This is a genomic window from Pseudomonas sp. YL2 (genome assembly GCF_023063025.1).
Taxonomy (GTDB): domain Bacteria; phylum Pseudomonadota; class Gammaproteobacteria; order Pseudomonadales; family Pseudomonadaceae; genus Aquipseudomonas; species Aquipseudomonas putida_A.
Window position 1 is genome coordinate 78,949 of the sequence record NZ_JAJSLU010000017.1, and the last position, 20,277, is coordinate 99,225.

Annotated in this window: 20 protein-coding genes; 8 read left to right on the top strand and 12 right to left on the bottom strand. The window is 59.9% G+C overall.

Annotated elements, in window-relative coordinates; genetic code table 11:
- Positions 1-106: 106 nt before the first annotated feature.
- From LVD08_RS21750 to rplU, 5 genes are all read right to left on the bottom strand, one after another.
- Positions 107-574, bottom strand: coding sequence for a CreA family protein (locus tag LVD08_RS21750; protein WP_003228353.1), 468 nt, complete (start codon positions 572-574; stop codon positions 107-109).
- Positions 575-586: 12 nt separating this feature from the next.
- Entirely contained in the window at positions 587-1,705 is a 1,119-nt protein-coding gene (gene proB / locus LVD08_RS21755; RefSeq protein ID WP_027612826.1) for a glutamate 5-kinase, read from the bottom strand.
- 123 nt (positions 1,706-1,828) lie between these two features.
- Positions 1,829-3,052, bottom strand: coding sequence for an Obg family GTPase CgtA (cgtA, locus tag LVD08_RS21760; RefSeq protein ID WP_003228358.1), 1,224 nt, complete (start codon positions 3,050-3,052; stop codon positions 1,829-1,831).
- Between the two features lie 194 nt (positions 3,053-3,246).
- The gene (gene rpmA, locus LVD08_RS21765) at positions 3,247-3,504 is read right to left on the bottom strand and encodes a 50S ribosomal protein L27 (protein WP_003228360.1); all 258 of its coding nucleotides are present in this window, start codon (positions 3,502-3,504) and stop codon (positions 3,247-3,249) included.
- 35 nt (positions 3,505-3,539) lie between these two features.
- Positions 3,540-3,851: a 50S ribosomal protein L21 gene (gene rplU, locus LVD08_RS21770; protein WP_003228361.1), complete on the bottom strand. Its 312-nt coding sequence runs from the start codon at positions 3,849-3,851 to the stop codon at positions 3,540-3,542.
- A 241-nt stretch (positions 3,852-4,092) separates the two neighbouring features.
- Here rplU and LVD08_RS21775 point away from each other — a divergent pair, with 241 nt between their 5' ends.
- The 3 genes from LVD08_RS21775 (at position 4,093) to LVD08_RS21785 (ending at position 6,047) form a co-directional block, all read left to right on the top strand.
- Positions 4,093-5,061, top strand: a complete 969-nt coding sequence (locus tag LVD08_RS21775; protein WP_003228362.1) for a polyprenyl synthetase family protein — start codon at positions 4,093-4,095, stop codon at positions 5,059-5,061.
- Between the two features lie 181 nt (positions 5,062-5,242).
- Positions 5,243-5,584 carry a zinc ribbon domain-containing protein YjdM gene (locus LVD08_RS21780; protein WP_003228364.1) on the top strand — a complete coding sequence of 114 codons (342 nt, stop codon included), beginning with the start codon at positions 5,243-5,245 and terminating at the stop codon, positions 5,582-5,584.
- A 205-nt stretch (positions 5,585-5,789) separates the two neighbouring features.
- The gene (locus tag LVD08_RS21785) at positions 5,790-6,047 is read left to right on the top strand and encodes a PA4570 family protein (RefSeq protein ID WP_003228365.1); all 258 of its coding nucleotides are present in this window, start codon (positions 5,790-5,792) and stop codon (positions 6,045-6,047) included.
- Positions 6,048-6,183: 136 nt separating this feature from the next.
- Here the strand turns inward: LVD08_RS21785 and LVD08_RS21790 are convergent, their stop codons facing one another.
- The 3 genes from LVD08_RS21790 to LVD08_RS21800 form a co-directional block, all read right to left on the bottom strand.
- Positions 6,184-6,801, bottom strand: a complete 618-nt coding sequence (locus LVD08_RS21790; protein WP_003228367.1) for an FKBP-type peptidyl-prolyl cis-trans isomerase — start codon at positions 6,799-6,801, stop codon at positions 6,184-6,186.
- 121 nt (positions 6,802-6,922) lie between these two features.
- Complete coding sequence (locus LVD08_RS21795; RefSeq protein WP_027612827.1) at positions 6,923-7,228, bottom strand: DUF6482 family protein; 306 nt, start codon at positions 7,226-7,228, stop codon at positions 6,923-6,925.
- Between the two features lie 135 nt (positions 7,229-7,363).
- A complete protein-coding gene (locus LVD08_RS21800) occupies positions 7,364-7,852 on the bottom strand; it encodes a TIGR00645 family protein (RefSeq protein ID WP_007963798.1) in 489 nt (162 codons plus the stop codon).
- A 174-nt stretch (positions 7,853-8,026) separates the two neighbouring features.
- Here LVD08_RS21800 and LVD08_RS21805 point away from each other — a divergent pair, with 174 nt between their 5' ends.
- The gene (locus LVD08_RS21805; protein ID WP_247269229.1) at positions 8,027-9,859 is read left to right on the top strand and encodes a hypothetical protein; all 1,833 of its coding nucleotides are present in this window, start codon (positions 8,027-8,029) and stop codon (positions 9,857-9,859) included.
- A 6-nt stretch (positions 9,860-9,865) separates the two neighbouring features.
- Here LVD08_RS21805 and LVD08_RS21810 read toward each other — a convergent pair whose 3' ends face one another.
- Both LVD08_RS21810 and LVD08_RS21815 read right to left on the bottom strand, forming a co-directional pair.
- The gene (locus LVD08_RS21810) at positions 9,866-10,195 is read right to left on the bottom strand and encodes a PA4575 family protein (protein ID WP_007963794.1); all 330 of its coding nucleotides are present in this window, start codon (positions 10,193-10,195) and stop codon (positions 9,866-9,868) included.
- A 326-nt stretch (positions 10,196-10,521) separates the two neighbouring features.
- Positions 10,522-12,960 carry a Lon protease family protein gene (locus LVD08_RS21815; protein ID WP_027612829.1) on the bottom strand — a complete coding sequence of 813 codons (2,439 nt, stop codon included), beginning with the start codon at positions 12,958-12,960 and terminating at the stop codon, positions 10,522-10,524.
- A gap of 277 nt (positions 12,961-13,237) precedes the next feature.
- On the opposite strand from LVD08_RS21815, the gene LVD08_RS21820 reads away from it, so the two are divergent.
- From LVD08_RS21820 to LVD08_RS21835, 4 genes are all read left to right on the top strand, one after another.
- A complete protein-coding gene (locus tag LVD08_RS21820; RefSeq protein WP_007909797.1) occupies positions 13,238-13,726 on the top strand; it encodes a DUF3015 domain-containing protein in 489 nt (162 codons plus the stop codon).
- A 96-nt stretch (positions 13,727-13,822) separates the two neighbouring features.
- Positions 13,823-15,676, top strand: coding sequence for an Lnb N-terminal periplasmic domain-containing protein (locus LVD08_RS21825; protein ID WP_247269230.1), 1,854 nt, complete (start codon positions 13,823-13,825; stop codon positions 15,674-15,676).
- 218 nt (positions 15,677-15,894) lie between these two features.
- The gene (locus tag LVD08_RS21830) at positions 15,895-16,251 is read left to right on the top strand and encodes a hypothetical protein (protein ID WP_247269231.1); all 357 of its coding nucleotides are present in this window, start codon (positions 15,895-15,897) and stop codon (positions 16,249-16,251) included.
- 71 nt (positions 16,252-16,322) lie between these two features.
- A complete protein-coding gene (locus LVD08_RS21835) occupies positions 16,323-16,817 on the top strand; it encodes a GreA/GreB family elongation factor (RefSeq protein WP_247269232.1) in 495 nt (164 codons plus the stop codon).
- On the opposite strand, the gene gdhA is transcribed toward LVD08_RS21835, so the two are convergent.
- Positions 16,814-18,151, bottom strand: coding sequence for an NADP-specific glutamate dehydrogenase (gene gdhA, locus LVD08_RS21840; protein WP_247269233.1), 1,338 nt, complete (start codon positions 18,149-18,151; stop codon positions 16,814-16,816). The genes LVD08_RS21835 and gdhA overlap by 4 nt on opposite strands.
- Positions 18,152-18,526: 375 nt before the next feature.
- Positions 18,527-20,191, bottom strand: coding sequence for an energy-dependent translational throttle protein EttA (gene ettA, locus LVD08_RS21845; protein WP_247269234.1), 1,665 nt, complete (start codon positions 20,189-20,191; stop codon positions 18,527-18,529).
- Positions 20,192-20,277 lie beyond the last annotated feature (86 nt).

Consider the following 20,277-nt stretch of genomic DNA (forward strand, 5'->3'; position numbering starts at 1 on the left):
AGTGGGAGCGGGCTTGCTCGCGAATGCAATCTGTCAGCCGACATCTCTAGCGACTGACACGACCTCTTCGCGAGCAAGCCCGCTCCCACGCTCTGGATTTGCGGTGTTATTGCTGGACGGGCACCCACGGCACGATCGGGATCGCGGTCACCGCATTCTGCGGGCTGCCTTCGATCACGCGATCGCTGTAAACCAGGTACACCAGCGTATTGCGCTTCTTGTCGAGAAAACGCACCACCTGCATGGTCTTGAACACCAGCGATGTGCGCTCCTTGAACACCTCATCACCATCCTTCAATTCGCCCTTGAACTTGATCGGACCGACCTGACGACAGGCGATCGACGCCTCGGCGCGATCCTCGGCCAGACCCAGACCCCCCTTCACCCCACCCGTCTTGGCGCGAGACAGGTAGCAGGTCACACCGTCGACCTTCGGATCATCGAAAGCCTCGACCACGATCCGGTCATTCGGGCCGACGAACTTGAACACCGTCGACACCTGACCGATTTCCTCGGCCGAGGCCAGCAATGGCAGCGCCATCAGCAGACCCAACAATCCTTTAGCCATGCGCATGCGTATTTTCCCTTAGACCAGAATCAGATTGTCACGATGAACCAGTTCCGGCTCAGCCATGTAGCCCAGCACGCCGACAATTGCATCTGACGACTGACCAATGATTTTTTGCGCCTCAAGCGCACTGTAGTTGGCCAGGCCACGGGCAATCTCACGACCGTCCGGCGCCACGCAGACCACCATTTCGCCACGGCGGAAGCTGCCCTGGACCAATTTGACGCCGACCGGCAACAGACTCTTGTTGCCCTGCGACAACGCCGACACCGCGCCTTCGTCCAGCACCAGCGTGCCGCGCGTTTGCAGATGCCCGGCCAGCCACTGCTTGCGCGCCGCCAGCATGCCGCGCTCAGGCGACAGCAGCGTACCGATGCGCTCGCCAGCCTTCAGGCGATCGAGTACTCGCTCCAGACGCCCACCAACGATGATCGTGTGCGCCCCGGAGCGCGCCGCCAGACGCGCCGCACGCAGCTTGGTTTGCATGCCGCCACGCCCAAGCGCGCCACCGGTGCCGCCCGCCACCGCATCAAGCGTCGGATCATCGGCGCGCGCTTCGTAAATCAGTTGCGCATCAGGGTTATTGCGCGGGTCGGCGTCGAACATGCCGTCGCGATCGGTGAGGATCACCAGCAGATCGGCCTCGACCAGATTGGCCACCAGCGCCGCCAGCGTATCGTTGTCGCCGAAACGGATTTCGTCGGTGACCACGGTGTCGTTTTCGTTGATCACCGGGATGACTTTCAGCTCGACCAGCGCACGCAGGGTGCTGCGGGCGTTGAGGTAGCGCTTGCGGTCGGACAGGTCATCGTGAGTCAGGAGAATCTGCGCGGTGTGCCGGCCATGCTCGGCAAAGCTCGATTCCCAGGCCTGCACCAAGCCCATCTGACCGATTGCCGCGGCAGCCTGGAGCTCGTGCATCGCACTGGGTCGTGCGGTCCAGCCCAGACGGCTCATGCCGGCAGCCACCGCCCCGGAGGACACCAGCACCAACTCGACACCTGCCTCATGCAGGGCGACCATCTGCTCGACCCAGACACTCATTGCCGCACGATCCAGCCCTTTGCCATCAGCTGTCAGCAAAGCGCTGCCGATCTTCACGACCCAACGCTGCGCACCTGTCACCTTGCTCCGCATCATCTTCAACCTTAGCTTGAGGGCAGCGCGACCCAGCGCCGCCCATGTCGTTATTTGTGACTTGCGATTTCCAGATACTAAAACGCCGCTCGATTGAGCGGCGCTTAAGTTTACTGCAACGAATCAGTCGCGCACGTAAATGATTTCCGGACCGTCTTCATCATCCACATCTTCTTCGTCCCAGTCATCGTCGCCGATGTCGTGGACCGACTTCACGCCGCTGCGACGCAGAGCACGCTTGTCATCCAGCGCCTGCAACTGTGCACGGGCTTCGTCTTCGATGCGCTGATCGAGATCGGCCAGCTCTTCCTTGTACGCCGGGTCGTTTGCCAGGCGATCGGCACGATCCTCCAGATAACGCATGATGTCGCGGGTCAGGCGCTCGGTGCCTTCTTTGGCGATGGCCGAGATCACGTAGACAGGACCTTCCCACTGCAGGCGATCAACGATTTCCTTGACGCGCTCTTCGTGCTCTTCCTCGAGAATCTGGTCGCACTTGTTCAGCACCAGCCAGCGATCACGCTCGGCCAGCGACGGACTGAATTTGACCAGCTCGTTGACGATCACTTCAGCCGCGTCCGGTGCGCTGGTGTCATCCAGCGGCGCCATGTCGACGAGGTGCAGCAACAGACGCGTACGCGCCAAATGCTTGAGGAAGCGAATACCCAGGCCGGCACCGTCGGAAGCGCCTTCGATCAGCCCCGGAATGTCGGCGATGACGAAGCTTTTCCAGCGGTCAACGCTGACCACGCCCAGGTTCGGCACCAACGTGGTGAACGGGTAGTCGGCAACTTTCGGCTTGGCCGCCGACACCGAACGGATAAAGGTACTTTTACCGGCATTCGGCAAGCCCAGCAGACCAACGTCAGCCAGCACTTTCATTTCCAGTTTCAGGTCGCGCTGCTCACCCGGCTTGCCCGGAGTGGTCTGGCGCGGCGCACGGTTGGTACTGGATTTGAAACGGGTATTGCCCAGACCGTGCCAACCGCCCTGCACCACCATCAGTTTCTGGCCGGCCTTGGTCAGGTCGCCAATCACTTCCTGGGTGGCCGAGTCGATCACGGTGGTACCGACCGGCACGCGCAGGATCAGGTCTTCACCCTTCTTGCCGGTGCAATCGGTGCTGCCGCCGTTGGAGCCACGCTCGGCATCGAAGTGCCGGGTGTAACGGTAGTCGACCAGGGTGTTGAGGTTTTCGTCGGCCATCATGTAGATGGAACCGCCGTCACCGCCATCACCGCCGTTCGGGCCGCCGTTTTCAATGAATTTTTCCCGACGGAAACTCATGCAGCCATTGCCGCCGTCGCCAGCTTTTACGCGGATCGATACTTCGTCTACAAACTTCATAACTCAACGCCTCTCGCCATACGGACGAGCCGAAAAACAATCAAGACATAAGACTCTTGCAAAAATGAGCGCAGCGACCCCAAACCACGACCTGCATCGCACGCCGACAGCCCATACAAACAGTTTTGCAAGAGACTCACCCCACAAACGAAAAAGCCCCGTCGCAAGACAGGGCTCTTCCAGCGATCTCGCGATTAAGCCGCGACAACGCTCACGTAACGACGACCGAAGGCGCCTTTTACTTCAAACTTGATCACGCCTTCGATTTTCGCGAAGAGGGTGTGATCCTTACCCATGCCAACGCCGTAGCCAGCGTGGAATTGGGTGCCGCGCTGACGCACGATGATGTTGCCGGCCTTGATGACCTGGCCGCCATACATCTTCACGCCAAGGCGTTTGGCTTCTGAGTCGCGACCGTTACGGGTACTACCACCAGCTTTTTTGTGTGCCATGAGTTCAATTCTCCTAGTGAGGAATTAGGCTGTAATTAAGCCTGAATACCGGTGATTTTGATCTCGGTGAACCACTGGCGGTGGCCCATACGCTTCATGTGGTGCTTACGGCGACGGAACTTGATGATGCGGACTTTATCGTGACGACCTTGGGAGATCACTTCAGCCTTGACGGTTGCGCCAGCAACAACAGGTGCGCCGATGTTCACGTCGTCGCCATTGGCGACCAGCAGAACGCGGTCAAAAGTCACGGATTCGCCAGTAGCGACTTCCAGTTTTTCGATCTTCAGGTATTCACCTTCAGCGACCTTGTATTGCTTACCGCCGGTAACGATTACTGCGTACATGGTATTTCTCCGATAATCCTGCTCACCCAGCTCTTTATAAGAAGAGGTATTGGCTGGCATGGCTGCATGGGGCTGGAACGGCCCAAGTGCAATTGCGTAAGGCAGGTGCTGCCCAGGAAGTTCAGGGTGCGCGATTGTACGCAAGCCGCGAGAGTCACGCAAGGGGCCGTCCATCGCGCCTTGACAGGCCCCGGTGTGGGTCCTAGCATGCCGCGCAACCCTTCTGGAGCAACTGTCGCTGATGCAACCCCAAGCTTTCTACCGCGCGGTGGCGGACGATTTTAACGCCGTCGACGGCATCATCAAGAAGCAGCTGACTTCCCGAGTGCCGCTGGTATCGAAAATCGGCGATTACATCACCTCGGCCGGCGGCAAACGCCTGCGTCCTTTATTGGTGCTGCTGTGCGGCAAGGCCCTGGGTCGCGAAGGCGACGACATGCGCCTGCTGGCCGCCACCATCGAATTCCTGCACACCGCGACCCTGCTGCATGACGACGTGGTCGACATGTCCGGCATGCGCCGTGGCCGCTCGACCGCCAACGCCATGTGGGGCAACGCCCCGAGCGTGCTGGTCGGCGACTTCCTGTACTCGCGCTCGTTCGAAATGATGGTCGAGCTGGGCTCGATGCCGGTGATGAAGATCCTGTCCCAGGCCACGCGCATCATCGCCGAAGGCGAAGTGTTGCAACTGTCCAAGGTACGCGACGCCAGCACCACCGAAGAAACCTACATGGAAGTCATCCGCGGCAAGACCGCGATGCTTTTCGAAGCCTCGACCCACAGCGCCGCCGCACTGGCCGGTGCCACCGCCGAGCAGAGCGAAGCCCTGCGCACCTTCGGTGATCACCTCGGCGTGGCGTTCCAACTGGTCGACGACCTGCTGGACTACAAGGGCGATGCCGAGACTCTGGGCAAGAACGTCGGTGACGATCTGGCCGAAGGCAAGCCGACCCTGCCGCTGATCTACACCATGCGCGAAGGTACGCCGGAGCAAGCTGCTCTGGTACGTCAGGCGATCCAGAAAGGCGGGATCGAAGACCTCGAAAGCATCCGCATCGCCGTGGAAGCCTCGGGTTCGCTGGAGTACACCGCGCAACTGGCCCGCGACTACGTAGCCCGTGCGATCAAGTGCCTCGACGCGCTGCCGGCCAGCGAATACCGCGATGCACTGGTGGAACTGAGCGAATTTGCGGTCGCCCGCACGCACTGATCTGCCTTCTGTGGGAGCGGGCTTGCTCGCGAAAGCAACCTGTCATTCAACATTAATGTTCAATGACACACCGCATTCGCGAGCAAGCCCGCTCCCACAGTTGTTTCTGTCGCTATGCCCTCCTGCGCGTAAAACCCTATACAATGTGCGACTTTTAGCGATCCCCTATCAAGGAGCCTTAGTGAGCACGTTGCCACCCTGCCCGAAATGCAATTCCGAATACACCTACGAAGACGGTGCCCAACTGATCTGCCCTGAGTGCGCCCACGAGTGGTCGGCCAACGGCGAAGCCGAAGTGGCATCCGATGATGCCGTGAAGAAAGATTCGGTCGGCAACGTGCTGCAGGACGGCGACACCATCACCGTGATCAAGGACCTGAAGGTCAAGGGCACTTCGCTGGTGGTCAAGGTCGGCACCAAGGTCAAGAACATCCGCCTGTGCGATGGCGACCACGACATCGACTGCAAGATCGATGGCATCGGCCCGATGAAGCTCAAGTCCGAGTTCGTCAGAAAGGTCTGATCCTGCTGTCAGCCATCCCGTGCCCCGCCGCGGGATGGTGCGTCACCCTCCCCGCCAGCCCCCGCATTCTCGCGTAATAGCCAGACGCCAGCCGTTTTGACCTTACGCAATCTTTACCCGGAAAAAATCGCATTCCGCCAATAGGCACTTGCTATTTGACGAATAAGAATTATTCTCATTGAAGCCTTTCAAGGAGATGAGACCCATGACTTATTTGATCGATGCCTGGCTGGACCGCCCACACCCGTACCTCAGGATCCTGCATCGGGAAACCGGCGAAGTCTGTGCGGTACTGGAAGAAGAAGCCCTGCATGAGCTGCAGGATCAGGGTGATCTGGACGTCAGCAGCCTGAATTCCAGCGAACCGCTGGTGCTCAAGGAGCTGGTGCGCAATCTGTTCCTGTTCTGCTATGCCCGGGCCTTGCGCCCGACCAATGAGCTGCATCACAAGATCGAAATATGAGTAGCGCGGAAAAAACTGTGGGAGCCAGCCTGCTGGCGAAAGCGGTGTGTCAGGCAACGGATGATTGCCTGAAAGGACGCCTTCGCGAGCAAGCCCGCTCCCACATTATTGACCTGTCACCGGGACAGGCCAGGCATTACAGAACGTCCAGCAGCTCGACGTCGAATACCAGAACGCTGTGCGGCGGGATGCTGCCGACGCCTTGAGCGCCGTAAGCCAGTTCGCTCGGCACGTACAGGCGCCATTTGCTGCCGGCGTTCATCAGTTGCAGAGCTTCGGTCCAGCCGGCGATCACGCCGCCCACCGGGAATTCTGCCGGCTGGCCACGATCGTAGGAGCTGTCGAACACAGTGCCGTCGATCAGCATGCCGTGGTAGTGAGTACGCACGGTGTCTTCACGGGATGGCTTGGCGCCTTCGCCCTGGGTCAGCACTTCGAATTGCAGACCGGAAGCCAGAGTAGTGATGCCTTCTTTCTTGGCGTTTTCAGCCAGGAAAGCACGGCCTTCACCGGCAGCCGCTTCAGCTTTGGCGGCGGCTTCGGCTTGCATGATCTCGCGGATAACCTTGAAGCTGGCGGACATGGCTTCCTGATCGACACGGCTTGGCTTGCCGGCGAATGCGTCGGTCAGACCGGCCAGGATGGCGTCCAGGCTGACACCCGGTGGCGGGTTGTCGCGCAGCTGGTCACCCAGCTGACGGCCAATACCGTAGCTGACGCGGGTTTCGTCGGTGGACAGATTTACTTCGGACATGACACTGCTCCGCTGTGCGGACGGCCATCAGACTTGCCGTGCGTGCACAGCGCGTCCCGGCGCGCCCGGAACCAAAAGGGCGAGCAGACTAGCACAGATGCCCGGCGATGGGGCGCAAGGCCTATAGGGCCGAACGCCAGGCCAGTGGCACTTTCAGGCTTTCATCGACGCTGCCGCCCAGGCCGCACATTTCGTCGTGCACCGAGGTGTGCACAAGGTTGAACGGCAGCACCGGAAAGTTATGCAAAAGATCCCGTGCATGCTCCACCGAACGCAGCTGCAGCATCTCGCCCTTGAGATCACTCAGCGGATACGCCGCCCCGTGCATCCGCGCTTCGAGCAGATAAATCCCGCCCTCCATGGAGATCAGGTTCAGCTCATCGACCTTTCTGGCGATGGCAAACGCATTCAACTCTTGCAGGTTCATGAACGCACCTCGTGCGGTGGCGAGCCAGGACCCTTACAGGGATATGCCCGCGCGCACCAAAGCACAAGCCACAAACGACACCGCCCGTCTGTTTCGCAACAGACGGGCGGTGTTTTTGCAGCGATCAGCCAATGATCAGTGCTTGGTGAGCTTGTCCAGATAACCCATCGCGAACGCCGAAATCACGAAGGTCATGTGGATGATCACGTACCACATCAGGTGCTCGGGATCGACGTTCTTGGCATCCATGAAGATCCGCAGCAGGTGGATCGAGGAAATCGCCACGATCGACGCCGCCACTTTCATCTTCAGCGACGAGGAGTCCATGGTGCCCAGCCAGCTGAGCTTCTCTTTGCCTTCGTCGATGTTCAGCTCGGACACAAAGTTCTCGTAGCCGGAAATCATCACCATCACCAACAAGCCGCCCACCAGCGCCATGTCAATCAGCGACAGCAGCACCAGAATCAGATCCGATTCGGCCATGGAAAACACGTTGGGAATGACATGAAACACTTCCTGGAAGAATTTCAATGCCAGCGCCAGCAGCCCGAGGGACAGCCCGATATAGATCGGCGCCAGCAGCCAGCGCGTGGCGTACATTGCATTTTCGATAAAGCGTTCCATTGACTCTCACACAATAAGGATTGAAATCGGCGGCGAGTATACCAGCCGCCCGTGACCGCCAGAAACCGCCCGGCTCGCACCTCCCATCACCGCAACCTGCGTGTGTGTGTGAATTTTTTTCTGCTACTGTCCAAACCATTGACCGCCTAGCGAAAGTGGACAGGACGACTGGAAATGCATGTGCGATTACCGTTGACGACTGCCGGAGTTTGCCTCGTTCTGCTGCTGGGTGGCTGCTCACCCGGCGATGAGAAAAAGCCCTCGGTCAGCCTCGACGCGAAGACGGCAACCTTCGAACACTCACTGGACGCCATTACCGACCCGAAACTCAAGGACGCCGTGACCGAGCTCGGTGGTTCGCTGCTGCTGCTCGAACGCGCGCAGCTCAAGCTCGACAGCACCCCGCTGAAAACCGTCTACGGCGAAGACACCCTCGGCATCCTCAAGCACTACCCTTCGCCGCAGGCGCTGGTCGATACCTTTATCAACGGCCTGTTCGTGCTGCACAAGGACGCCAGCTCCGATTACCTTACCGACCTGCAACCGGTATTCCCGTTCAACCTGAACATTCCCGGCGGCTTTCTATTCCCGCACGGCGTGGAATGGCAGTCGGTGACCCTGAGCAACAAGCGCGTGATCGCCTATCAGCCGGAGTGGTCGGAAACCGATCCCGGCATTCAGTTGAGCCCGTCCAGCTCCAACGTCAACAACCCCGATGACCTGACCGTGACCTACCCGTTCATCGAAGGGCTGGACGTGGACAAGAAGAGCCAGCCACAACCGGTGACCCTGCAAGGCAAAGTCGAAGTCATCGCGCCGCGCCGCCTGTTCAGCTTCAACCTGAGCCAGAAGGACGTCGGCCAGACCCGCACCGATGACAACCTCAGCGTCACCCTGCTGAAGCTTGAAAAGAACTACGCCGAAGTCGAATTCAGCAACAGCCTGCCACTGGCCCCTGAGGTCGAGGGTGCGCAGCTCAATCCAGTCATCGTTCAGGCCCGTGACACCAGCGGGCAATACCTGGTGCGCGCCGGCTCAATCAATGAGAGCCCGGCACAAGTCGCTTTCTACGAGAAACAACTGGCGCATCTGCAACAGCAGAAAACCTGGAGCGAGGCGTTGGAAAAACAGCTCGAGGACGAACAGCAGACCTTCGAGCAGCAGCATCCGCGCCGCTACAACAAGGTCTACTTCAACGGCCCCATCGACACCCTCGAAGTCAGCGTGCTGGATTTCTCCTCGGCAACCGTGACCCGCAAAACACTGGATCTGCCAGTGCGCACTTTCAGCCAGCACACCACCGAAAAAGCCATCCAACCGCTGGACCCGGCGGTGGTCGTCTATGACGATCTGGCGCCGAACTGGCTCAAAGGCGCGAGCCTCACCGAGGAAGCGTTGAAGGCTGGTATCCGCATCCATCAGTCCGTGGAAGATCCGAGCGCTGCACGCATCGAGTTCTCTCACCGGCGAACCTTCAACGATGAATTGCTCGGTGATGATTTCAGCCCCGGCGAGAGTCCCGTGACGTTCTTCACCGAGAAACGCAGCGGCAAACTCGATGAGCCGATCGAACTGCCACCCGAGGCGTATCAGGTCGATCCGCTGCAGGCGACCATCACTTACGATTTGAACCTGTTTCCGGAAACCCCGGCGATTGCCGTGGGGTCGATGCCGCTGTTTCTCGCCAGCGTGGAGAAAAAAGCCTACGACGCCAAATCCCTGCCCAAAGGCCTGGAGATCAAGAACAACACGTTGGTGGTGGACCTGAAACTGTTTCCGGCCAACGCCTGGCGATTCTTCGTCAAGGACGACAGCGGCAACTACCTGAAACAGATTCTATCGGTCAGTCATGACGCGAGTGCGGATGGCCCGGCGCTGTTCGGCGTGCATTACTTCTATGGTCGTCCAACGCACGTGGAGACCTATCAGCGGACCGAGCTCAATACCGTGCAATACGGCTTTGAGGTCAAACTCGACAAGGCGCAGCAGTCCGACACCGCGCCATGACTGCGCCTAGTGGTCGAACACGCCGACCGTACGCCCACGCCCGCCATTGATCTGGCGCAACTGTGCCTGCAGGTGCAGGCTCCAGATCTGCGGATCGTCGGCCAGCTCGTAGCCGTGCATCGTCAGGCTTTCCACAATAGTGTCGAGAATCGACTCGGCGGCGACCGGCCCGTGAAACGGGCCCTGGGCCTTGATGGCGGAGGGTTGTTCGCCGGCCATGCCGGCAGCGAAGAGCAAGGTCCACATGCCGTTATCGCCGGCCAACGGTTTGATGGCGCATTCGATGCGGGTCACAAGACCCAGGCACTGACGGGTGAGGCAGAGGTTGCGCGACATGGCGGCGACCCTCGGTAAAGCCTGTATTCAGCCTTCACGCGAAGGCTGTTTCGATCCAGTGATACTGTCGATGTCCTTGAGCAGAGAATAGAAGAAAAGTCCGCCGCGCAAGCTGGATAGAACCAGAAGGCGCCGAATGGTCATTGTGTGAATTCTGACGTCAGAGTAGTGGCACTTTTCCCGAAGATCACCACAAAAATCAATCTGGGAAAACAACTGTGGGAGGGGGCTTGCTCCCGAAGGCGATGTCTCAATCAACTAATGTGTCGATTGGTACACCGCCTTCGGGAGCAAGCCCCCTCCCACAGTTTTTACCGCGTTTGCGGTCAGGCTGGTTTGGCTTCGGCTAGTGCCTCCTGCGCCAGTTCCTTTTCCGCCTCTTTCAGATCGTCTTCACTGATCATCTCGGCAATCACCCGCAGACGCTCGACCACGCGCGCGTTGACGCTGCCTTCAGGGAACTGACCGTCAGCATCCGGCTCACCGGCCGGCTCGCCGACCAGCAGGCTCAGCGCTTCGTCAGCCTGACGCACCGCGTACACGTGGAACTGCCCGGCGCGCACCGCCGCCAGCACCTTCTCGTCGAGCATCAGCGTGGCGACGTTGGCCTGCGGAATGATCGCGCCCTGCTCGCCGGTCAGCCCGCGGGCTTCGCAGAGGCGGAAGAAACCTTCGATCTTCTCGTTGACCCCGCCGACTGCCTGCACTTCGCCGAACTGGTTGATCGAGCCGGTGATCGCAAAGCACTGCTTGAGCGGCGTCTTCGACAGCGCCGAAATCAGCGTGCAGGCCTCGCCCAGCGACGCACTGTCGCCATCGACGTAACCGTAGGATTGCTCCAGCGCAATGCTCGCGGAAATCGCCAGCGGGAATTCCTGCGCGTAACGGCTGCCCAGATACCCGGTGAGGATCATCACGCCCTTGGAGTGGATCGGCTGACCGAGGTTGACCTCGCGCTCGATGTCGACGATACCGCTGCCGCCCGGGTACACCGTGGCGGAAATCCGCGCCGGCACACCGAACGCCGAATCACCCACTTCGAGCACAGTCAGCCCGTTGCACTTGCCGACCGCCGCGCCGTCGGTGTCGATCAGGATGATCCCGGCGAGCATGTCGTCGAGAATCCGCGCCGAGACCCGACCGGTGCGAGTGGCCTTGGCTTTCAGCGCACGCTCGATGTGCCCGGCATCGGTCATTTCATCGCCGGCCAGATGACGGATGAAGTCCGCCTCGCTGACCAGTTGGAACAGATCGCCGATCCGCGCCGACAAACGCCCCTGATGCTCGGCCAGCCGTGCACTGTAGGTCGCCAGACGCGCTACCGCATCGGCGGTCAGCGGTGCCATGCCTTCTTCCGAAGTACGGGTTTTCAGCAACTGGGCAAATTGCTCCAGGCTTTCGTCGACCATCGGGATGTCTTCGTCGAAGTCGACCAGCACGCGGAACATCTCCTGGAAGTCCGGATCCAGGTCCTGCAGCGTGTAATACAACTGTCGCGCGCCGATGATGATGACTTTGACCTGCAACGGAATGTGTTGCGGGTTGAGGGTCACCGTGGCGAAACGGCCCATCTCGCCCAGCGGCGATTCCATTTTCAGCTTGCGCGATTGCAGGGCGCGTTTCAGCGCGTCCCACACGAACGGCTCGCTGAGCATTTTTTCCGCTTCAAGGATCAGGAAGCCGCCGTTGGCGCGATGCAAAGCACCTGGGCGCAACTGCCGGTAAGTGGTGTAAAGCGCGCCCTGATCGGTGGTGTACTCGATGCGCCCGAACAGGTTTTCGTAAGTCGGGTGCGGCTCGAACACCACCGGCGCCCCGCCGCTGGCCGGATGACCGACCACCAGGCTCGGCGCGTATTGCTCTTCCAGCAGCTTGCGCGCCACGGCGTCGGTCTTGCTGTCGTCGACCAGTTGCTCGACCACGGTTTTCAGCAAGTACACCTGCATCGCTTGCAGGTAACCGCAGACCGCAGCGTTCTCCGCGTACTTCTCGGACAACGGCGAGAGCAACGGCTGCAAGGCCAGGGTGATGGTTTCCTCGTTGAGCTGACGCAGTTGATTGTTCGACTCACGCTTCCACTGCGGCAGGCTGGCGAGTTCTTCGTTCAGACGCTCTTCGAGGCCGGAGATGTCTTCGTGAAACCGTTCGCGCTCGGCTTCCGGCAATTGGGCGAATTCCGCTTCATCCAGCGCCTTGCCTTCAAGCATCGGCGTGAAGGCGATATTGCTGCTGTCGCGGTACAGGGCGACGTCCTTCTCCAGCGCCAGCCGCTCGATGATATCGAGGGCCTTGTCGTAGCGCTGGTTGAAGGCGCGGTCGATGGCGCTTTTCTTCTGCTGGTAGGACGGGTGTTCGAACACGGCCGGAAAGGTTGCCAGCAGGTTATCGATCAGGCCGTTGATGTCACCGATGAACGAAGCCGCAGTGCCAGAAGGCAATTCCAGCGCGCGGGGCTCGCGCGGCTCATCGAAATTATTGACGTAGACCCAGTCCGCCGGGGTCTGCAGGCGCTTGCCTTCGGCCTTCAGGTAGCGTTTGACGAACGAAAAGCGGCCAGTGCCGGGCTCGCCCATGACAAAGACGTTGTAACCGGGGCGTGGCATCGCCACACCGAACTGCAAGGCTTCGACCGCACGTTCCTGGCCGAGCACACCGCGAAAGGGCTCCAGATCATTGGTGGTAGTGAAGCTGAACTGTTCAGCGGAAAACGGACGAGTCAGCGCTTCGGGCGCTATACGCAGGCTGGCAGCAACAGGATCAGGCATCGGGCTTCCTTAACAATCAGGCGGGGCGGATAGCGGCATTCTGGCGCTGCCCGTGCCCCACTGGCAAGGCGCGCCACACGACAAAGCATAGACAACCGGGTGACCCTGCCCCGCCCCCCGGCAAATCGGGGTTATCGCCAAATCTTTTGTAAAAACTCACGGAACCCCAGGAACGTGCCTAAACTCCAAACTGCGCGGCTGGAACGAATACTGGCCCACTGGCACCGTCAGGTGTCAGAACCCTGTCCATTGGTATGCACACAAAGAGAACAAAGCTATGAAACGGATTCTTCTCGGTACTCTCTTCACCGCTGTTTCCATCAACGCCATGGCGCAAGCCCCGGGTGGCCCGGATTGCGGTTGGGGCAACATGCTGTTCGAAGGTCAGCGTGGCACCCCGGCACACTTCCTGGCATCCACCACTAACGGCACCTCCGGTAACGCTACGTTCGGTATGACTTCCGGCACCAACGGTTGCTCGACCAACGCGTCGCTGACCTACGGCGGTAAATCCTGGTTCGCCATGAATGGCATGATGAACGAGCTGTCCGAAGACATGGCCAAGGGCAACGGCGAAGCGCTGACGACCTACGCCGTGGTACTGGGCGTGGCGCCGGAAGACCGTGCGCACTTCGCTGCTGTCACTCACGAGCACTTCCAGCAGATCTTCAGCAAAGCTGACGTGACCGCAGAAGACGTGCATACCAACACCCTGGCCGTGCTGAAGTCGGACCCACGTCTGGCCAAGTACGCAACTCAGGCTTAAGCTCGACCCCACCCGCTTCTTTCGGGAAGCGGGTTTTGTTTTTTTGGACCTGCCCTCCTTGGGTCTTTTGTTTCTTTTCGACTTAAGTTGCCACCTATGCTCAAACGCCTTGCCTGGCTGGCGCTCTGTGTCTGCGCCCCGCTGTCCGCCGCGCCTCACATCGACCCTCAACGTTTGCAGCAACTGGCCAACGACCGCTTCTGGATTTCCCTCGGTCATTACGAAACCGCCAAGCTTGGCGGCTGGCGCAGCTATGTCAGCGACAGGAAATTCTTTCTTGCGCCCGATGGCAACGAACACCCCGACCATGAGCTGGCCGCCACCGTGCAGGCGCTGTACGCCCCGGCCAGTCTCGGCGAGCAACACGCGCAATGCGTCTACCCGGCGCGTACGCGCTGGCTGAAAGCCCAGCTCAACCTGACCGATCTGCCCGCCCCCGATTGCGCCGAATTCAAGAAGTGGTTCAAGGACGTCTCGCCGCACAGCGCGGTGATGATCTTCCCGGCGGCCTACCTCAACAGCCCGTCGTCGATGTTCGGCCACACCCTGCTGCGCATCGACCAGGCTGACGTGCAAAGCGACAAGACTTCGCTGCTGAGTTATGCGATCAATTTCGGCGCCTACATCGAAGGCTCGGACAACAGCATTCTCTACGCCTGGAAGGGCTTGATGGGTGGCTATCCCGGGCTGTTCGCACTGGTGCCGTACCAGGAAAAACTCTCCGAGTACCGCAGCCTGGAAAACCGCGATCTGTGGGAATACCGGCTGAACCTGACCCAAGCAGAAACCGCGCGCATGGTCGAGCATGTGTGGGAGCTGAAGCAGATCCAGTTCGACTATTTCTTCTTCGACGAAAACTGCTCCTATCGCCTGCTCGAACTGCTGCAAGTGGCACGTCCAAGCCTGCGCCTGACCGAGCAATTCCCGCTGACTGCCATCCCTACCGATACGGTCAAAGCGGTGAAAGAAGCCGGGCTGGTGGAAAGCATCGAATATCGCCCGTCCCGCGAGCGTGAACTGCTCAGCCGCGCCGAGCCGTTGAATAAGGAAGAACAGCAATGGGTGCTGAAGGTCAGCGCCGATCAACAGGTGTTGCAGGAGCCGACCTTCAAAGCCCTGCCCCGGGATCGTCAGGCGCTGATCATCGATGCCGCCTATCGTCTGGAGCGTTACCGCGCCAACGGGCAGGAACGTGATGCGCAACGTGCACAGCGCAGCTTCGAACTGCTGCGGGCGATCAACAAGAACCCGGCGCCGGAGTTGCAGATTCCACAACCGGGCCTGCCCGAAGACGGCCACGAATCACGCACCTGGCAGGCCGGACTCGGCACCCGTGGCGACCGTGCGTTCGGCGAGTACGGTTTGCGCATGGCCTATCACGACCTTAACGACAACGCCGAAAGCTTCCCCCTCGGCGCGCAAATCGAAATCCTGCAGATGAAGCTGCGTCAATACAAAGGCAACCAGTGGCAGTTCCAGCAACTGGACCTGGCGACCATCCGCTCGCTGACCCCGCGCAATGAGCTGCTGCAGCCACTGTCGTGGCAAGTCACCGGTGGCCTTGAGCGAGTGCCAGGCAAGCATGATGACGAGACGCTGGTCAGCCACGTCAACGGTGGTGGTGGCGGTACCTGGGCGTTAGGTGATGACGTATTGGGTTTTGCCCTCGGCACCGTGCGCGTTGAACACAACAATGACTTCGCCGAGTTCGTCTCCCCGGCCGGCGGTTTCAATACCGGCGTGTTGTGGAAAAACCCGTTGGGCAATCTCAGCCTGGAAGCCAAGGGCGATTACTTCTTCAATGGTGAAGTGCGCCGTAGCTTGAGCCTGAATCAGCAATGGGAGCTGTCGCGCAACCTCGGTTTGCGCCTGACGGCACAGCGTGAGTTCAGTCATGTGGCGACACCGGAAACCGAAGTGATGCTTGAGGTGAAGTGGTACCACTACTGATCTGAAGCCTAATCAATACCCCCTGTGGGAGCGGGCTTGCTCGCGAAGGTGTCGTGTCAGGCGATTCAAATCTCGACTGATTTACCGCTTTCGCGAGCAAGCCCGCTCCCACACGTCTCTCCGGTATTCAACGAATTACTTACATGTCTTTCACCAACGCCCGACGAATCCGCTTCTAGACTTTCCCTATCAGCCGAGAATCGGCGCGGGAGAGTGCGATGTGGCGGTGTGTGGGATTGCTGGGTGTTTTGCTGTTGCTCGGGGGTTGCCAGACCACCCATGAAGACTTGATCGCCAAAGGTTATCCACCGGCCTTCGCCGACGGTTTTGATGATGGCTGCGTCAGTGGTCGGCAAGCCGCCGGTTCGATCAGTGGCGAGTTTCGCAAGAACGTGCCGCGCTATCTCAAGGACAAGCAATACGCCGAAGGCTGGACCGACGGCTTCCGCCAGTGTCAGGCAATGCTGGAAAACAAGGATCGCGAAGAGTATCGCAACGAGCACTGGGACGAACGCGAGCGCGCCTGGCAGCAGCAGAAAGATCAGGACGCCGGGCGGGCTTATCGCTCGCAATAGGTCGCTTCCAGACATCCAGTGAAACCAAATGCCGGCGACCATGGCCCAAACTCTTTGCAGAGGAGGACAGCATGAGCCGCGCTTTCGTCAACGAAGATAACGCCGCTGCGCAAGCCGATCAGCCCGTCGAACGGCAGGTCAGTGCGCAGCCCAATTACGTCACCCCCCAAGGATTGGTGCAGTTGCAGGCCAAAGTCGCCGAACTGCAAGCCCTGCACGCCGAGCAATCGGCCAAGGGCGAACAGGCCGACAAGCAGCGCCAGGCCGATCTCGAAAGAGATTTGCGCTACTTCAACCAACGCCTCGCCAGCGCACAGGTCGCGGCCCCGGCGATCTCGACCGATAAAGTGCAGATCGGCAGCTGGGTGACCTACGCCGACGAACACGACACCGAAAGTCGGGTGCAACTGGTCGGCGAAGATCAGGCCGACGCCAGCCAAGGCCTGATCAACTGGGCTTCGCCGCTGGGCCGGGCGCTGCTCGGCGCCTGGCTCAATGACGAAGTGCTGTGGCAGCGCCCCGCTGGCGATCAGCTGATTGAAGTGATTCGCATCGAACCGGCTTAAACCACGCCTTGGGCCAACATCGCATCGGCGACTTTGACGAAGCCGGCGATGTTCGCGCCTTTGACGTAGTTGATCCGCCCGTCCTCTTCGCCGTAATGCACGCAAGCGTGGTGGATCGACTGCATGATCGCGTGCAACTTGCTGTCCACCTCGCCAGCGGTCCACAGCAGGCGCATGGCGTTCTGCGACATTTCCAGCCCGCTGACCGCAACCCCGCCGGCGTTCGACGCCTTGCCCGGTGCAAACAGAATGCCGGCCTCGATGAAGATATCCACAGCCTCCAGGGTGGTCGGCATGTTCGCGCCCTCGGCCACGCACACGCAGCCGTTGCGCAGCAGAGTGCGTGCGGCGTCGGCGTCGAGCTCGTTCTGCGTTGCGCAGGGCAGCGCAATGTCGCACGGCAGCGACCACGGCAACTGACCGGCGCGGAATTCCAGATCAAACGCGGTGGCCAGTTCGCTGATGCGTCCGCGTTTGACGTTTTTCAGTTCCAGCAACGCCTGCCACTGTTCTTCGCTCAGGCCCGATTCGCAGTACAGCGTGCCTTCGGAGTCCGACAGCGAAATCACCTTGCCGCCCAGGTCCATGACCTTGCGCGCCGCGTACTGCGCGACGTTGCCGGAACCAGAGATCGCCACGCGCTTGCCTTCGACGGTCTGCCCGCGGCGCTTGAGCATCTCCTCGGCGAAGTACACGCAACCGAAACCGGTGGCTTCCGGGCGAATCAGGCTGCCGCCATAGGTCATGCCTTTACCGGTCAACACGCTGGTGAACTGGTTGCTCAGGCGTTTGTACTGGCCAAACAGGAAACCGATCTCCCGCGCACCGACACCGATGTCACCAGCCGGCACGTCAACGTCCGCGCCGATGTGGCGGTACAGCTCGCTCATGAACGCCTGGCAGAAACGCATGACTTCGGCGTCGCTCTTGCCCTTCGGATCGAAGTCCGAACCGCCCTTGCCGCCGCCCATGGGCAACGAGGTCAGGGAGTTCTTGAAAGTCTGTTCAAAGGCGAGAAACTTCAGCACGCCCATGTTCACCGAAGGATGGAAGCGCAAGCCGCCCTTGTACGGGCCGATTGCGCTGTTCATCTGAATGCGGAAACCGCGATTGACCTGGACCTTGCCCTGATCGTCGACCCACGACACGCGAAACACCACCGCACGCTCCGGCTCGCAGATACGCTCCAGAATGCCCGAGGTCAGGTAACGCGGATTGGCTTCGAGAAACGGCCACAGACTGCGCAGGACTTCTTCGACGGCCTGGTGGAATTCGGGTTGATCCGGGTCGCGTTTTTTCAGGCGGGCGAGGAAGGATTCGACGGATTTGATCATGGGAAAAGTCTCGGCAAATTTATTGTCGTTGGAAGCGATTGAGCCGGACTGTAACAAACGATTTGCGCACAGGAACAGCGCAAAATGTCGCAGTTATGAAATTAAATGGTGCACAGGATATAAATCAGAGGTCTTTTTGGACTGATATTGCACCTGAATGGGGAGTTCAAATTGAAGTGATGCACCAGCAGTTACACCGCTATCGCTGGCAAGCCAGCTCCCACAGGATTTTTGTTGTACCTGGAATGTGCGAGCGCCACGAAACCTGTGGGAGCTGGCTTGCCAGCGATGAATTCAACTCGGTATTGCCGAAAAAACCAGGCAAAAAAAAACGGAGCCCGAAGGCTCCGCTCTTTTTCATGCAACCAACCCGAATCAGGCCAGTTTCTTGTGGCGTACCCGATGTGGCTGGGCCGCCGCTTCGCCGAGGCGCTTTTTGCGGTCGGCTTCGTACTCGGTGTAGTTACCTTCGAAGAACACCGCTTGCGAGTCGTCTTCGTACGCCAGGATGTGGGTCGCGACGCGGTCCAGGAACCAGCGATCGTGAGAGATCACAATGGCAGCGCCCGGGAAGTCCAGCAGGGCTTCTTCCAGCGAACGCAGGGTTTCAACGTCGAGGTCGTTGGACGGTTCGTCGAGCAGCAGGACGTTGCCGCCCTCCTTCAGGGTCAGCGCCAGGTGCAGACGACCGCGCTCACCACCGGACAGGTCCTTGACGAACTTCTGCTGATCGCCGCCCTTGAAGTTGAAGCGACCGACGTAAGTGCGCGACGGAATCTCGTAGTTGCCGATGCGGATCTGGTCGGAACCGTCGGAGATCTGCTGGAACACGGTCTTGCTGCCGTCGAGGTCTTCGCGGCTCTGGTCAATGCAGGCCAGTTGCACGGTTTCGCCGACTTCGATGGTGCCGGAATCCGGAGTTTCCTTGCCCATCAGCATGCGGAACAGGGTCGACTTACCGGCACCGTTACCACCGATCACGCCGACAATGGCGCCCTTCGGCATGGAGAACGACAGGTTGTCGATCAGCACGCGATCGCCGTAACCCTTGGTGACGTTCTTGAACTCGATGACCTTGTCGCCCAGACGCGGACCGGCCGGGATGTAGATCTCGTTGGTTTCCGAACGCTTCTGGAATTCCTGCGACTGCATTTCTTCGAAGCGTTGCAGACGAGCCTTGGATTTCGACTGGCGGGCCTTGGCGCCTTTGCGCACCCACTCCAGTTCTTCCTTCATGGCTTTTTCGTGAGCCGACTGCTGCTTGGATTCGGCCGCCAGACGATCGGACTTGGCTTCGAGCCAACCCGAGTAGTTGCCTTCGTACGGAATGCCCGCGCCGCGGTCGAGTTCCAGAATCCAGCCAGCGACGTTGTCGAGGAAGTAACGGTCGTGCGTGATCGCGACCACGGTGCCCGGGAAGTCGTGCAGGAAGTGCTCCAGCCACGCCACCGAATCAGCGTCCAGGTGGTTGGTCGGTTCGTCGAGCAGCAGCATGTCCGGAGCGGACAGCAGCAGACGGCACAGGGCCACACGACGTTTTTCACCACCGGACAGGTGTTCGACTTTGGCGTCCCAGGCCGGCAGACGCAGGGCGTCGGCCGCGACTTCCAGTTGACGCTCCAGGTTGTGACCATCGCTGGCCTGCAGGATCGCTTCGAGCTTGGCCTGTTCGGCAGCCAGCTTGTCGAAGTCGGCATCCGGGTCAGCGTAAGCGGCGTAGACCTCGTCCAGACGCGCTTGCGCATCCTTGATCACGCTGACGGCTTCCTCGACCACTTCACGCACGGTCTTGGTCGGATCAAGTTGTGGCTCTTGCGGCAGATAACCGATGTTCAGGTCCGGCATCGGACGGGCTTCGCCCTCGAACTCGGTATCGACGCCGGCCATGATTTTCAGCAACGTGGATTTACCCGAACCGTTGAGGCCGAGCACGCCGATCTTGGCGCCGGGGAAGAACGACAGAGAAATGTTTTTCAGGATTTCCCGCTTCGGCGGAACAACTTTGCCCAGCCGATGCATGGTGAAGACGTATTGAGCCATGGAGAACCTTGGGTCAGTGACAGATGAATGATTGGAGCGCAGGCGATGCCCGGCCAGACCGATGCGCGTCGTTCACTTGATGGTCA

Excerpts from the sequence above, each read along its gene's own strand:
- LVD08_RS21750 (WP_003228353.1), bottom strand. The coding sequence starts at position 574 with ATGCGCATGGCTAAAGGATTGTTGGGTCTGCTGATGGCGCTGCCATTG.
- proB (WP_027612826.1), bottom strand. The coding sequence starts at position 1,705 with ATGCGGAGCAAGGTGACAGGTGCGCAGCGTTGGGTCGTGAAGATCGGC.
- cgtA (WP_003228358.1), bottom strand. The coding sequence starts at position 3,052 with ATGAAGTTTGTAGACGAAGTATCGATCCGCGTAAAAGCTGGCGACGGC.
- rpmA (WP_003228360.1), bottom strand. The coding sequence starts at position 3,504 with ATGGCACACAAAAAAGCTGGTGGTAGTACCCGTAACGGTCGCGACTCA.
- rplU (WP_003228361.1), bottom strand. The coding sequence starts at position 3,851 with ATGTACGCAGTAATCGTTACCGGCGGTAAGCAATACAAGGTCGCTGAA.
- LVD08_RS21775 (WP_003228362.1), top strand. The coding sequence starts at position 4,093 with ATGCAACCCCAAGCTTTCTACCGCGCGGTGGCGGACGATTTTAACGCC.
- LVD08_RS21785 (WP_003228365.1), top strand. The coding sequence starts at position 5,790 with ATGACTTATTTGATCGATGCCTGGCTGGACCGCCCACACCCGTACCTC.
- LVD08_RS21790 (WP_003228367.1), bottom strand. The coding sequence starts at position 6,801 with ATGTCCGAAGTAAATCTGTCCACCGACGAAACCCGCGTCAGCTACGGT.
- LVD08_RS21795 (WP_027612827.1), bottom strand. The coding sequence starts at position 7,228 with ATGAACCTGCAAGAGTTGAATGCGTTTGCCATCGCCAGAAAGGTCGAT.
- LVD08_RS21800 (WP_007963798.1), bottom strand. The coding sequence starts at position 7,852 with ATGGAACGCTTTATCGAAAATGCAATGTACGCCACGCGCTGGCTGCTG.
- LVD08_RS21805 (WP_247269229.1), top strand. The coding sequence starts at position 8,027 with ATGCATGTGCGATTACCGTTGACGACTGCCGGAGTTTGCCTCGTTCTG.
- LVD08_RS21810 (WP_007963794.1), bottom strand. The coding sequence starts at position 10,195 with ATGTCGCGCAACCTCTGCCTCACCCGTCAGTGCCTGGGTCTTGTGACC.
- LVD08_RS21815 (WP_027612829.1), bottom strand. The coding sequence starts at position 12,960 with ATGCCTGATCCTGTTGCTGCCAGCCTGCGTATAGCGCCCGAAGCGCTG.
- LVD08_RS21820 (WP_007909797.1), top strand. The coding sequence starts at position 13,238 with ATGAAACGGATTCTTCTCGGTACTCTCTTCACCGCTGTTTCCATCAAC.
- LVD08_RS21825 (WP_247269230.1), top strand. The coding sequence starts at position 13,823 with ATGCTCAAACGCCTTGCCTGGCTGGCGCTCTGTGTCTGCGCCCCGCTG.
- LVD08_RS21830 (WP_247269231.1), top strand. The coding sequence starts at position 15,895 with ATGTGGCGGTGTGTGGGATTGCTGGGTGTTTTGCTGTTGCTCGGGGGT.
- LVD08_RS21835 (WP_247269232.1), top strand. The coding sequence starts at position 16,323 with ATGAGCCGCGCTTTCGTCAACGAAGATAACGCCGCTGCGCAAGCCGAT.
- gdhA (WP_247269233.1), bottom strand. The coding sequence starts at position 18,151 with ATGATCAAATCCGTCGAATCCTTCCTCGCCCGCCTGAAAAAACGCGAC.
- ettA (WP_247269234.1), bottom strand. The coding sequence starts at position 20,191 with ATGGCTCAATACGTCTTCACCATGCATCGGCTGGGCAAAGTTGTTCCG.